General features: G+C 60.5%; 12 protein-coding genes and 4 tRNA genes. 14 read left to right on the top strand and 2 right to left on the bottom strand.

Annotated features, from left to right (window positions below; translation table 11 throughout):
* Positions 1–991, top strand: a 991-nt coding sequence (locus tag AC1VS5_RS08455; RefSeq protein WP_481218340.1) for a His/Gly/Thr/Pro-type tRNA ligase C-terminal domain-containing protein, incomplete at its 5' end; no start/stop codon positions are given.
* A 178-nt stretch (positions 992–1,169) separates the two neighbouring features.
* Positions 1,170–1,245 (top strand) — tRNA-Ala (locus AC1VS5_RS08450).
* A gap of 388 nt (positions 1,246–1,633) precedes the next feature.
* Here the strand turns inward: AC1VS5_RS08450 and AC1VS5_RS08445 are convergent.
* A tRNA-Ile gene (locus AC1VS5_RS08445) sits at positions 1,634–1,709 on the bottom strand.
* 46 nt (positions 1,710–1,755) lie between these two features.
* Positions 1,756–1,831 (bottom strand) — tRNA-Ala (locus tag AC1VS5_RS08440).
* A gap of 171 nt (positions 1,832–2,002) precedes the next feature.
* Here AC1VS5_RS08440 and AC1VS5_RS08435 point away from each other — a divergent pair.
* From AC1VS5_RS08435 to der, 12 genes are all read left to right on the top strand, one after another.
* Positions 2,003–2,077: transfer RNA gene (locus AC1VS5_RS08435), tRNA-Val, on the top strand.
* 167 nt (positions 2,078–2,244) lie between these two features.
* On the top strand, positions 2,245–4,281 hold the full coding sequence (locus AC1VS5_RS08430) for an ABC-F family ATP-binding cassette domain-containing protein (protein WP_481218339.1): 2,037 nt from the start codon (positions 2,245–2,247) through the stop codon (positions 4,279–4,281).
* The gene (locus tag AC1VS5_RS08425) at positions 4,268–4,564 is read left to right on the top strand and encodes a hypothetical protein (protein ID WP_481218338.1); all 297 of its coding nucleotides are present in this window, start codon (positions 4,268–4,270) and stop codon (positions 4,562–4,564) included. Before AC1VS5_RS08430 ends, AC1VS5_RS08425 begins: the two co-directional genes overlap by 14 nt.
* 9 nt (positions 4,565–4,573) lie before the next feature.
* Positions 4,574–5,248, top strand: coding sequence for a site-2 protease family protein (locus AC1VS5_RS08420; RefSeq protein ID WP_481218337.1), 675 nt, complete (start codon positions 4,574–4,576; stop codon positions 5,246–5,248).
* Between the two features lie 59 nt (positions 5,249–5,307).
* The gene (locus AC1VS5_RS08415; RefSeq protein WP_481218336.1) at positions 5,308–6,129 is read left to right on the top strand and encodes a segregation and condensation protein A; all 822 of its coding nucleotides are present in this window, start codon (positions 5,308–5,310) and stop codon (positions 6,127–6,129) included.
* A gap of 9 nt (positions 6,130–6,138) precedes the next feature.
* Positions 6,139–6,849 (top strand): SMC-Scp complex subunit ScpB, encoded by a 711-nt coding sequence (gene scpB, locus AC1VS5_RS08410; protein ID WP_204626774.1) that lies wholly within the window; start codon positions 6,139–6,141, stop codon positions 6,847–6,849.
* Positions 6,842–7,636 carry a pseudouridine synthase gene (locus AC1VS5_RS08405; protein ID WP_481218335.1) on the top strand — a complete coding sequence of 265 codons (795 nt, stop codon included), beginning with the start codon at positions 6,842–6,844 and terminating at the stop codon, positions 7,634–7,636. The genes scpB and AC1VS5_RS08405 overlap by 8 nt, the downstream gene beginning before the upstream one ends.
* Positions 7,637–7,666: 30 nt before the next feature.
* Complete coding sequence (gene cmk, locus AC1VS5_RS08400; protein ID WP_481218334.1) at positions 7,667–8,350, top strand: (d)CMP kinase; 684 nt, start codon at positions 7,667–7,669, stop codon at positions 8,348–8,350.
* Positions 8,351–9,073, top strand: coding sequence for a lysophospholipid acyltransferase family protein (locus tag AC1VS5_RS08395; RefSeq protein ID WP_144688621.1), 723 nt, complete (start codon positions 8,351–8,353; stop codon positions 9,071–9,073).
* Between the two features lies 1 nt (position 9,074).
* Complete coding sequence (locus AC1VS5_RS08390) at positions 9,075–9,926, top strand: 4-hydroxy-3-methylbut-2-enyl diphosphate reductase (RefSeq protein ID WP_481218333.1); 852 nt, start codon at positions 9,075–9,077, stop codon at positions 9,924–9,926.
* Between the two features lie 11 nt (positions 9,927–9,937).
* Complete coding sequence (locus AC1VS5_RS08385) at positions 9,938–11,365, top strand: DUF512 domain-containing protein (RefSeq protein WP_481218332.1); 1,428 nt, start codon at positions 9,938–9,940, stop codon at positions 11,363–11,365.
* 8 nt (positions 11,366–11,373) lie between these two features.
* Positions 11,374–12,612 (top strand): ribosome biogenesis GTPase Der (der, locus tag AC1VS5_RS08380; RefSeq protein WP_481218331.1); only part of this gene is annotated, 1,239 nt, incomplete at its 3' end.

Below are 12,612 nucleotides of genomic sequence, written 5' to 3'. Positions count from 1 at the left end.
GGTTGCGGTGAGCGAGGGCCCTGGCGAGGGCGTGCTTCAAAAGGTCGAGACCCCGGGGCTGGGAACCATCGAAGCGGTCTCGAAGTTCTTCGGATTCCCGGAAAACGGAACGCGCAAGTCCCTCGCGCTCATCGACGGCGAGGGCAAGCCCGTCGTCGCCATCGTGCCGGGCGACCACGAGCTCAACGAGATCAAGGCCGGCAAGCTCTTCGGCGACTACCACCTCATGACCGACGAAGAGCTCGATGAGTTCGGCCTGCACAAGGGTTTCATCGGGCCGGTGAATCTCCCGGATGGAATCCGTTTGGTCTGTGATGCATCGCTTAAGGCCTCTAAGAGCTGGACGTGCGGCGCCAACGAGGTTGATTACCACTATACGGGTGCCTGCCCAGATCGCGACTTCACGGTGGACGCATGGGAGGACCTCGTAACGGTAAAACCCGGAGATCCTTGTCCTCACTGCGGCGAACCCCTGAAGGGCGGCCGAGGCATCGAATGCGGTCAGGTATTCCAGATCGGTACGGAGAAGTACGCAGCGAAAATGGGCGCCACGTTCGCCGACGAGAACGGACGCGAGCAGCCGTTTTACATGGGTTGCTATGGCATCGGTATCTCGCGTACCCTTGCCGCGATCGTCGAGCAGCATCACGACGAGCATGGTATTGTTTGGCCGGTCTCGGTGGCGCCGTACGAAGTTTCGGTCATCGCGCTCGACAAGAAGGGCGAGGCGTTCGAAGAAGCTGCCCGCATTGCAGAAGAGCTGGCTTCTGAAGGCATCGATGTCGTGTTCGACGACCGTAACGAGCGCCCTGGTGTTAAGTTTGCCGACAACGATCTCATGGGCTTCCCATACCAGGTCATCGTTGGCAAGCGCGGGCTTGCAAACGGCACCGTCGAGGTAAAGGACCGCGCTACCGGGGATCGCGAAGATATCGCCCGCGAGAATCTCATGAGCACCATCGCGCAGCGCGTGCGGGCTGCGCGAGCGTAAGCTTGAGGCTTCGGGGCCGGTGCGCCAGAACGTGGCATAGCGTCTCGTCAACGATTTCGCCATCCGAAAAACTAGCGTTCAAGACGGAATATGGAATTATTGATAGGGGAGTGCGACAATTTCTCAAAAAAGTTCTTGCGCCAACGCCTAAAGTTCCGTAAACTATCTTCCGTTGCTTGGGGGCGTAGCTCAGCTGGGAGAGCGCTTGACTGGCAGTCAAGAGGTCAGGGGTTCGATCCCCCTCGTCTCCACCATTGCATTTTTAGACCTCGCTTTTGCGGGGTCTTTTTTGTTTCCGATGACTGCACACTGAAACCCGGTCGGATACGAAGCGGACAAACGCGCTGGATGCTGGGCGCTAGGTGAACAAGATGACATGGCTATCGCTGCATGCCGAGAACGGCATCACGCTTGCACGGGACCACCATGCAAAGACATGAGATTAAGACCGCAAACCGTACTCTGGAAAACTTACATGCCGAATTACGCAATAAGAGCCCGAAATAGCTTCCTTATTGCGTAATTCGGCATGCAAGTTCACTGGGCCATCGAAATACGCTGGATTCAGTGAGTTGAAAGAGCGAAGCTGAAACAACTGAAACGCAGAAGGCCCGGAGGAGGTTCCTCCGGGCCAGACATGCATGGTGGGCCCAGCAGGATTCGAACCTGCAACCCAGGGATTATGAGTCCCCTGCGCTAACCGTTGCGCCATGAGCCCGTGATAGCAAAACGGCCCCCGAATTCGAAGGCCGTGCGAAGTACTGTGGTGGAGACGAGGGGGATCGAACCCCTGACCTCTTGACTGCCAGTCAAGCGCTCTCCCAGCTGAGCTACGCCCCCAAGCAACGGGGAATACTATAGGGAAATACGAATCGCTTTGCAAGCCTTCTCTCAAAATAGTCATCACGTTCTCCAGATGTGCGTGAAATGAACGTCGAACGAGTTTTTCGAAAAAAGAGGGTTGGCGAGCTTGGGCAGCCATGCTATAGTAGCTATCGCTGAAAAGCACATGGGCGTTTGGCTCAGGGGTAGAGCACTTCCTTCACACGGAAGGGGTCACAAGTTCAAATCTTGTAACGCCCACCATGACATGAACGGGGCCGGGGAGCAATCCTCGGCCCTTTTGTTCATACAGGTCATGCGTGTTACCATCCACCCTGCTGGGTACTATCGTCGGTAGGCTTCTGCTCAGCAGGATTCTATGGGCAGCTTAGGTGTACGGGGCGTTAACGATTCCCCCGAGGTAGGATGACATGATTTTATCGGTAGATAAGATTGAGAAGAGCTTCGGCGCGCGCACCCTGTTCAGTGGTGCGTCATTTCAAGTCAACCCAGGCAATCGCTTCGCCTTGGTTGGCCCCAACGGAGCTGGCAAAACCACCCTGTTGAAAATCATCATGGGGCTCGATACGCCTGATGCGGGGACGATCACCTTCGCCAAAGAGGTGAACGTCGGCTATTTGGAACAGGAGACCAAGCTCGCGTCCGACGTACCCGTCATCGACGAGGTGATGAACGCCGCGCACGAGATCCGCGAACTCGGCGAGCGCGCTGAGGAACTACAGCTCGCTATCGCCGAGGCGGGGGAGAAGGGCGGAGTACCCGAACAGCTCCTCAATGAATACGGACGTGTTCAAGACCGCTTCGAGGGCCTTGGCGGCTATGAGCTCGAGAGCAACGCCCGCCAAATCCTTGCCGGCCTTGGCTTCCCGGTCGAGGATTTCAACAAGCCCTGCCGCGAATTCTCGGGCGGCTGGCAGATGCGCATCGCGCTTGCAAAGCTCTTTCTTCGTCACCCGGACCTCTTGCTTCTCGACGAGCCCACAAACCATCTCGACTTGGAAAGCGTTCAATGGCTCCGGTCGTTCATTGCCGCTTACGAGGGCGCTGTGCTCATCGTCTCTCACGACCGCGCGTTCATGGATGCCTGCGTGGACCACGTGGCCGCACTTGAAAACCGACGCATCACCGTCTACACCGGCAACTACTCGTCTTATCTCAAGCAACGCGAGGATAACCTCGAGCAAATGAGGGCCAAGCGCGCCGCACAGGAACGCGAGATCGCCCACATGCAGGTCTTTGTAGATAAGTTTCGCTACAAGCCCACGAAGGCCGCACAGGCTCAGGAACGCATGAGGCGCATCGAGCAGATCAAGAGCGAGCTCGTCATCCTTCCCGAAGGGCATAAGCACGTCGATTTCAAGTTCCCCGATCCGCCGCGTTCGGGCGATATGGTCGTGAAGCTGGAAGACGTCTCAAAGTCGTATGGCGACCACACCATTTATTCCAATATCGATCTCACCTTGTACCGCGGCGATCATGTGGCGCTCGTGGGTCCGAACGGCGCCGGCAAGTCGACGCTGCTCAAAATGCTCACGGGCATCGAGGCTCCCACATCGGGCACGCGCGATCTTGGCGTGAACGTTGGCGTGGCCTACTACGCACAGCATCAGCTCGAGGGTCTCAACGAATCGAATACCGTGCTCCAGGAAATAGATTCTGTTGCCCCTGGCTGGACGGTCCCCCAAGAGCGCAGCCTCTTGGGCGCGTTCCTGTTTTCTGGCGACGATGTGGAGAAGCGCGTCGGCGTGCTCTCGGGCGGAGAGCGGGCGCGCCTTGCCCTCGCAAAGATGCTGGTAGCGCCCGAGGCACTGCTCTGCCTTGACGAGCCTACCAACCATCTTGATATCGACTCGGTTGATATGCTCGAGAACGCGCTCAAACGCTTCCCGGGCACCATCGTGCTCATCAGCCATGACGAGCACCTCGTGCGCTCCGTCGCGAACCGCGTCATCGACATCCGCGATGGGAAGATGACGGTCATCGACGGCGATTATGATTACTACCTTTTCAAGCGCGACGATCTTGCAGCTCGTGAAGCCCGTGCCGCTGAGGAGGAAAAGGCCGCACCAGACAATCCGCGTGCAGCAGCCGATGCGCCCCGTGCTGCCCGAACCCACAAGACGATGGATGGCACCGTTGTTCGAGAGGGGAAGAAAACCCGCGAGCAGCGCCGCGCGGAAGCTGAGGCGAGGGCAGCCCTCAACAAACGGCTCAAGAAGACGCGCGACCGCCTGAATACGGTCGATCGCAATCTTGAGAAGAAGCGCGCCCGGTACCAAGAGCTTATGGAGCTCATGGCTTCCGAGGAGCTCTATGCCGATCAAGAGCGTTTCAACGCAGCGCTTGCTGAGTACAACGAGCTCAAAAAGGCCATTCCCGCCCTTGAAGACGAATGGCTCGAGCTTTCGACCACCATCGAAGAGGAGACCGCCCGTGGATGCGCGTAAAGCACTCGCCGTTGTCTTGAACATCCTTGCCTATATCTTGCGAATCTGCGCCATCGTCCTGTGCGTGCTCGTGATTATCCTGTGCTTCTCGGGCATGGTGTCGCGCCTCGGTCTCGTGAACTTCATCATCGACCTTTCGCGCGCGCTGCCCCAGGTCATTGCCGGATGGGGCGTCATAGCCTCGCCCTTCGGGGGTATCTTCCGCCTCGATTTCACGATCGTCGCGGCCGTCTGCTTCCTTCTCGATTTCATCTGCGTGCGCATCTCGCGCTCACTTCGCTAGGAGCCCTGTATGGATACCATCGTCTCGCTGCTCATCTCGGCATGTGCGGTCATCGTGGGCATCGTCGTCCATGAAAGCGCTCACGCCCTAGCTGCCTATGCCCTCGGCGATGCCACGGCCAGGTCGCGCGGGCGCGTCTCGCTCAACCCGCTCAACCACATCGACCCGTTCGGCACCGTACTTTTGCCTCTGCTCATGATTCTGGCCGGTGGGCCGGTTTTCGCGTACGCCAAACCCGTTCCCGTGTACCTGGGCAACTTCAAGCACCCGAAACGCGATGAGCTCATCGTCTCGCTTGCCGGCCCGCTTTCGAACATCCTGCTGGCTGGAGTCTTCGCTCTTCTCCTCGGCTTCGTGTGGCCCGCACTTGCACGCAGCGGTGCCGCAGCAAGCGTCGTTTATCTTGTTGCGAACGCTATCATGAGCTGCATGCTCGTGAACCTCTCGCTCGCGTTTTTCAACCTCATCCCTCTGCCGCCCTTGGACGGATCTTCGATCCTCGTTCTCTTCCTCAAAGGGGAGGCGCTCCAAACCTACTATCGCATACAGCAGTACGCGATGCCCATCCTCATCATCGTTCTGTACCTCCTTCCCACCGTCCTCCATATCGATATCATTGGCGCCTATTTCGATCTCACCGTGTATCCCCTTTGGAGGTGGATGCTCGGCCTCGCGCTTGGATGAATCTACGGTAAACTGTATAGGTTGGACGTTTCGATTCGACCAGGGGAAGAGGTGGGCTGATGTCCTACCGCGTCTCGACGCAGGCGTACACGGGACCGTTCGACCTTCTGCTCCAGCTCGTATCGAGGCAAAAGGTCGACATCGGCGCCATTTCCATTTCGGAAGTCGCAGAGCAGTACCTTGCCGAGGTTGAGCGCATCGAGGCGCTTGACCTCGACGTTGCGAGCGATTTCCTGCTCGTTGCAGCAACCCTGCTTGATATCAAGGCCGCGGCCCTCGTACCCACCGAGACGCCCGCACCTTCCGGCGATGCCGACGACCTTGATGATGAATACGCCGGTCTTGACGCTGATTCTCTCCGAGAGGTACTCATTCAGCGACTCATCGCCTATAAGCAGTTCAAGGGAGCGGCTGCCGCCCTGGGAGCCCGCATGGAGGCCGAAAGCCGCATGCACCCGCGCGTAGCCGGCCCCGATCCGGAGTTTCTCAACCTCATGCCCGACTACCTTGCAGGCATCACGCTCCGCGGGCTCGCTGTGATCTGCGCCGACCTCGATGGCCGGCGCGAAACGTTTCTGCTTGAAGCCGAGCATGTCGCGCCGAAACGCGTGCCCCTGGAGCTTACCGTGGCGTCGGTCGATCGCTTCACCATGGCGAATGAGCACACGACCTTCCGGAAGCTCCTCGAAGCGAATCCCTCAACCGAGCAGCTCGTTGTAACGTTTCTCGCCATTCTCGAGCTCGCGAAGCGCGGCTCCGTCACGCTTGAGCAAGATGACCTGTTCGGCGAGATCAAGATCGACCGAGTTGCGGGCGCGCCCGAATACCACCCCGAAGCCGAGCCGGCACCAGACGGCTCAGGCGAGGACACCACGTACTAGGGGGAACCCATGCAAGACCTAGAACCCTTGAGCACCACCTCTCCCAAAGGCGCCCTTGAGGCGCTCCTGCTTGTTTCGAGCGACCCCGTGAGCGCGAGCGCTCTCGCCCAGGCGCTCGGTATCGCCCCGGGAGAGGCAGCTTCGCTCCTTGCCGAGCTCAAGGTTGAGTACGAGGAAGCCAATCGCGGCTTTCAGCTGCGCGAAGTCGCCGGCGGATGGCGGCTCTTCACCCATCCTGCCTACCACGACCAAGTGGAAGCATTCGTACTTTCCTGGGACACGCAGAAGCTATCCCAGGCAGCGCTCGAAACCCTCGCCGTGATCGCCTACCACCAACCGGTGACGCGCGAAACCGTCAAGGGCATTCGCGGCGTCAATTCCGACGGTGTCATCTCGTCGCTGGTCGATAAGGGCCTTGTTCGCGAGATGGGCCGCGATCCGCAGCGAGGACAGGCGATCCTCTACGGTACGACTAACGCCTTCCTCGAAAAGTTCGGGCTTCGCTCGACGAAGGACCTCCCCGATCTTGAACAGTTCGCCCCGGACGAACAGGCCCGGCAGTTCATCCGCGAGCGCCTCTCGGGCCGCTCGATCCAGTCGACGCTCGAGGAGACTGATGAGGATCTTGAGGAAGAGCGCGATTTGATGGGCGAAGACTACGGCGATCCCGACGACGACCTCGTCATCGTGGGCAACGCAACGGACGACTACGATGACTGATCAACATCAAATCGCAGCCGAGCGTGGCGAGTACCCCCATACGATGCGCCTCCAGCGGTTCCTCGCACGCGCCGGCGTGGCGAGCCGTCGCGGCTCCGAAAACCTTATGACCGCTGGCCGTGTTACGGTAAATGACAAGGTGGCTAGCGAGCTTGGCACTAAAGTTGACGTCGATTGCGATGTAATCGCCGTCGACGGGCACGTGGTCAAGCTGGCCGAGCGCCCCGTCTACCTCATGCTCCATAAACCCGCAGGCTATCTCACCACCATGAGCGACCCAAAAGGGCGGCCCTGTGTGGCCGAGCTTGTTCCAACCGATCTTCATCCCGGGCTCTTTCCCGTGGGGAGGCTCGACCTCGATACAACGGGGCTCTTACTCTTCACCACTGACGGCGACCTCGCCCATGAGCTGCTTCACCCCTCGCGCCATGTTGAGAAGACCTACATCGCTCACGTTGACGGTCGCGTGACCGGACGCGACCTCATGCCTCTTTGCCAGGGCATCGTGCTCGACGATGGCCCCTGTCAGCCTGCGCGGTGCCGCATTCTCCAGCCTGCTCAAGCACGTGCCGTCTGCCCCCGGGGCATCGACCCAGGCACGTCGGTCGTCGAGGTCATCATCCATGAAGGCCGAAAGAATCAGGTGAAACGCATGCTCTCAGCGGTAGGGCACCCCGTCATCGCCCTGCACCGGCCTCGATTTGGCCCGCTGGAGCTCAGAGACCTCGCGCCGGGCACCTGGCGCTACCTTACCGAACACGAGACCGAGCAGATTCGCACGAGGTGACGCACCTCCGATAGGAAGGATCGATTCAACATGATTATCGCCATCGATGGGCCGGCAGGATCTGGCAAATCAACGATAGCGCGCGAGCTATCACGCCGCCTTGGCTTTGAAAAGCTCGACACGGGTGCCATGTACCGCGCCGTCGCCTTCTCCGCGCTCGACCGCGGCATCGACCTTGACGACGAAGCTGCGGTCGATGCCCTGGCGAGCGCCATCACCATTTGCTTCACGCCAGGGGAGTCCGGCGGCAGCATCACGGTCGACGGCCGAGATGTGAGTCGCGAGATTCGCACCCCGCTCGTGGATGCGAACGTATCGAAGGTCTCTGCGTATCCTGGCGTTCGCACCGCTATGCTCGAACCGCAGCGCGCCGTAGCCCAGTATCACGACGTGGTAGCCGAGGGACGTGATATCGGAACCGTCGTGTTTCCTGATGCCGAGGTGAAGGTGTTCCTCACTGCCGACCCGCGCGTGCGCGCCCAAAGGCGCGTCCTGCAACGCCATGGCGGAGATGTCGCCGACGCCCACGCGCTCGAAAGCGAGGTCGCAGAAACGCTCGACTCGATCGAGCGACGCGATGCGCTCGATGCCTCTCGCGATGTTGCCCCCCTCGTCGCGGCACCGGATGCCGTGCAGATCGATTCCACGGCGTTTACCATCGACGAGGTCACCGACCAGATTGCCGACCTCGTCGCTCAGAAGAGAGGCGCGTAAATGAAGCTTTTCCAAACCGAAGATCATTACTATGACCACGGGATGCGCGACTACGCGCCTCAGATTCGCCTTCTTTACTACGTCATCATCGGCATCTTGCTCGCCTTCTCGAAAGTGATGTGGCGCTGGAAGGTTGAGAATCCCGGAGAGCTCGAACCCGAGGGAGAAACCGGCTCCATCATCATTTCGAACCACACGTCGATGGCCGAGGTTGTCGCCACCGTCACCCATATCGTCGCCAGCGGGCGGCGCGTGCGCCCCATCATGAAGTCCGAGTTCAACAAGAACCCGATCGTGCGCTGGTTCTTCGCACGCGTGGGCGGCATCCCCGTAGACCGCGGGACCGCAGACATGAAATCGCTTCGACGCGCACAGCATGCCCTCCAACGCGGCGAAGACGTTCTCATCTACCCTGAGGGAACCCGCATTCGCACCGACGACCAACCCGTAGAGGTCCATGGTGGCTTCGCGCTCATCGCAAGCATGGCAAAGGCTGACATCGTGCCCATCGCCGTCTGCGGCTTTCGCGACATTACGCCCCAGGGTCACCATCTCATGAGGCCTATGAAGACCTGGATCCGCTGCGGCGAGAGGCTGAGGCTTGCAAGCGCTCCCGAAGGACTGAAGCGCAAAGAGCGTATCCAGTGGTTTGAGGATGAAGCGATTCATCGCATGTATGAGGTGCGCGACCAGCTGCGCGATGAGCATCCAGGGAGGCGCTGAGATGTCCGTCACCATTCGCGTCGCCGAGCATGCGGGGGCCTGCTACGGCGTTAACCGCGCGCTCGAGCTCGCTCGGCGGTGCGCGCTGGAGCACGCAGAACCGGTTCACACCTTGGGCCCGCTCATCCATAACCCCATCGTGGTCGAGGAGCTCGCCGAGCAAGGAGTCGGCCTATCCCAGTCCCTCGACGAGATCGATCGCGGGTCGGTCATTATTCGCTCACACGGCGTGGTCCCGCAGGTCATTGAAGATGCTCGGGCGCGCGGGCTCAGTGTGGTCGATGCAACGTGCCCGTACGTCAAAAAAGTTCATAAGGCCGCATCGAACCTTGTTCACGAGGGCTACGACCTCATCATCGTAGGGGAGAGCGGCCACCCAGAGGTTGAAGGCATCGTGGGCCATGCTGAGGGCAAGGCGCACGTTGTAGCAAGCCCGCAAGATCTAGACGGCCTTACGCTTGGCAAGCGCGTGGGCGTTGTCGTGCAGACAACCCAGACGGCTGCGAATCTCTCGGCTGTGGTGGCCGCCCTCGCACCCCTGGTAAGCGAGCTTCGCGTCGTGAACACCATTTGCGCTGCAACGAGCGAGCGGCAGCGTGCGGCCGCATCCCTCGCGAGCGAGGCGGACATCATGATTGTAGTGGGGGGAAAGAACTCTGGGAACACGCGGCGGCTTGCGCAGATCTGCCATGCCGCCTGCCTGAAAACGCATCATATCGAAGATGCAGCTGAACTCGATCGATCCTGGTTCGATGGTGCTCGCCTTATCGGGATCACCGCCGGCGCATCGACCCCGCAAGCCCATATCGAGCGCGTCGTATCGGCCATCGAGCGCATGACGGCCCAATCATGAGCGGAACTCCCTTGAAACCAAATGATCCTGCGGCGCGCGCCGATTACGGGCGTTCGAGCGACCCTGATGACGCGGGCGCGCTCGTAACGTTCGTGCGACCCGACTCTCCCGCATTCGACGCGGGCATCGAGTGCGGCATGCGCGTGCTCACCGTCAACGGCCGCCCGCTCACCGACATGATCGAATGGCTCTGGCAGGGGAGCGACGAGGTCGTGGAGCTCGAGGTCTTCGACCCGCGCGACAACTCCGTGTGCCCGTGCAACCTGGAGCGTCTTCCCGACGAGGACTGGGGTCTCGAGTTCGACGGCGCCGTATTCGATGGCATGCGCACCTGCGTGAACGCCTGCACGTTCTGCTTCATGCGCATGCTTCCCCCGCATATGCGCGGAACGCTCTACATTCGCGACGACGACTATCGCCTGAGCTTTCTTCAGGGCAACTTCGTTACGCTGACCAACATGTCCGAGAGCGATGTCTCGCGGGTCATCGACTACCATCTGAGCCCCATGAACGTTTCCCTCCACGCGGTATCACCGCACGTGAGACGGTCCCTCATGGGCAAAAACGCTCAGCGCGGCATGGAGGTCGTCGAGCAGCTCATCGCGGCTGGAATCGAGATCCACGCTCAAATCGTCCTCATCCCCGGAGTAAACGACGGCGAAGAGCTCGACCGCACGCTCTCTTGGTGCGCCGAACGACCCGCCATCTCGAGCTTGGGCATCGTCCCCTTGGGCTACACCCGTTTCCAAAAACGGTTCAGCGCGTCGTTTTCCGACGACCCGGCCGCAGCACGCGCCGTAATCCACCAGGTCGAACCCTACCAGCGCGTCGCCCGGCGCACGCGTGGGCACACCGTGTTCCAGCTTGCCGACGAGTTCTATCTCGACGCCGGTGTTCCCGTACCGGCTGCAGAGACCTACGACGGATATCCGCAGTACTATGACGGCATCGGCATGATTCGCAGCTATCTCGATGAGTCCTTCGAGGTAAAGGCGGAACAGGCAATGCGAATCGAGGCTGCGGGGCGCCTCCTTGGCAGCCTTGGCATCAAGCTCACAGTGGTGAGCGGCTGCGCAGCCGCGCAGACGATTCGCAGCTTCGTGTCCGATTCCCCGCTGAGAGGAAGCGTCCGCGCGATCGAGAACAACTACTTCGGGGGGAACGTCGACGTGACGGGGCTCATCTGCGCGGAAGATTTGCTCGCCCAGTTCGGTAGCGACCTCTCGGGGATTATGCTCTTTGTGCCGGACGTGATGTTCAACGCTGACGGTCTCACGCTCGACGGTTATCATCAAGAACAGCTGAAAGCTGAGCTCGTTCGCCGCGGAGCTCGGGTGCGCATCGCGTCAACGATGCCGCTCGATCTCTTGGGCGCCCTCGAGGAAGAGCTTACCGCCCTTGCACCGGGCACCGAGCAGCAACGTACCGCAAACGTGTAGGAGAGTATATGAAACCCATCGTCGCCGTCGTCGGAAGGCCCAACGTCGGTAAATCTACGCTGGTGAACCGCCTCGCGGGCACGCAGGACGCAATCGTCCACGAGAGCCGGGGCGTCACGCGCGACCGTTCATACCATGATGCCGACTGGAACGGCAGGCAGTTCACGCTCGTAGACACGGGCGGTATCGAGCCGCTCAAGAGCGAGGACGTATTCTCGGCGTCCATTCGCGACCAAGCGCTCGCCGCAGCTGAAGAGGCCGATGTCGTGCTCTTCGTCGTGGATGGGTCTGTCGGCGTAACGGAGGAGGACGAATCGGTCGCGCGCATGCTCAAGCGCGTCAAGAAGCCGTTGTTCCTACTCGTCAACAAGCTCGACAACCCCGATCGCGAGCAGGAGCGGCTCTGGGAGTTCTATTCGCTGGGACTCGGCGACCCGCGCCCCATTTCCGCCCACCACGGACACGGCACGGGCGATCTCCTCGACGAGGTGGTCAGCTGCCTTCCCGACGAGACCGAGGACGACGAGCCGTTCCCTGATGCGCTCGGTGTCGCGATCATCGGCCGTCCCAATGCCGGCAAGTCGTCCCTCTTCAACAAGGTGATCGGCTCCGACCGGTCCATCGTCTCGGACATCGCGGGCACCACGCGCGACGCCATCGACACCTATGTCGAGCGAGACGGGCGCCGCTACCGTCTCGTCGACACGGCAGGCATTCGCAAGAAGAGCACGGTCTACGAGAATATCGAGTATTACTCCATGGTTCGAGGGCTGCGCGCCATCGACCGTGCCGACGTGGCGCTGCTCGTGGTCGATGCCGGCATCGGCATGACCGAGCAGGATCAGAAGGTCGCAAACCTCGCCATCGACCGCGGTTGCGCCCTCGTCATCCTTTTGAACAAGTGGGACCTTCTCACGGAAGACCATGAGCGCGAGAAGGTCATGGAGACCGTATCGCGCCGCATGACGCTTGCGCCCTGGGCAAAGGTGCTTCGTATTTCTGCCCTCACGGGCCGTTCGGTGGAAAAGATCTGGAACTACATCGACGACGCCGCGGCCGCGCGCGCGACCAAGATCTCGACCTCTGCGCTCAACGCCTTCCTCACCGATCTTCGTGAGTTCGGCCATACGGTGGTGGACGGCAAGCGCCGTCTCCGCATGCACTACGTGACCCAGACGGACGTCAACCCTCCGACATTTACCTACTTCGTGAACCACCCCGACCTGGTGAGCGACTCCTACCGCCGT

It is taken from the genome of Enorma sp. (assembly GCF_982429025.1).
The sequence above is the reverse complement of the archived record's forward strand: the minus strand, read 5'-3'. Positions and strand labels throughout refer to the sequence as shown.

What these genes read in the sequence shown, in the direction of transcription:
- AC1VS5_RS08390 (WP_481218333.1), top strand. Translation starts at nt 9,075, where the DNA reads ATGTCCGTCACCATTCGCGTCGCCGAGCATGCGGGGGCCTGCTACGGC.
- AC1VS5_RS08395 (WP_144688621.1), top strand. Translation starts at nt 8,351, where the DNA reads ATGAAGCTTTTCCAAACCGAAGATCATTACTATGACCACGGGATGCGC.
- AC1VS5_RS08420 (WP_481218337.1), top strand. Translation starts at nt 4,574, where the DNA reads ATGGATACCATCGTCTCGCTGCTCATCTCGGCATGTGCGGTCATCGTG.
- AC1VS5_RS08415 (WP_481218336.1), top strand. Translation starts at nt 5,308, where the DNA reads ATGTCCTACCGCGTCTCGACGCAGGCGTACACGGGACCGTTCGACCTT.
- AC1VS5_RS08430 (WP_481218339.1), top strand. Translation starts at nt 2,245, where the DNA reads ATGATTTTATCGGTAGATAAGATTGAGAAGAGCTTCGGCGCGCGCACC.
- cmk (WP_481218334.1), top strand. Translation starts at nt 7,667, where the DNA reads ATGATTATCGCCATCGATGGGCCGGCAGGATCTGGCAAATCAACGATA.
- scpB (WP_204626774.1), top strand. Translation starts at nt 6,139, where the DNA reads ATGCAAGACCTAGAACCCTTGAGCACCACCTCTCCCAAAGGCGCCCTT.
- AC1VS5_RS08405 (WP_481218335.1), top strand. Translation starts at nt 6,842, where the DNA reads ATGACTGATCAACATCAAATCGCAGCCGAGCGTGGCGAGTACCCCCAT.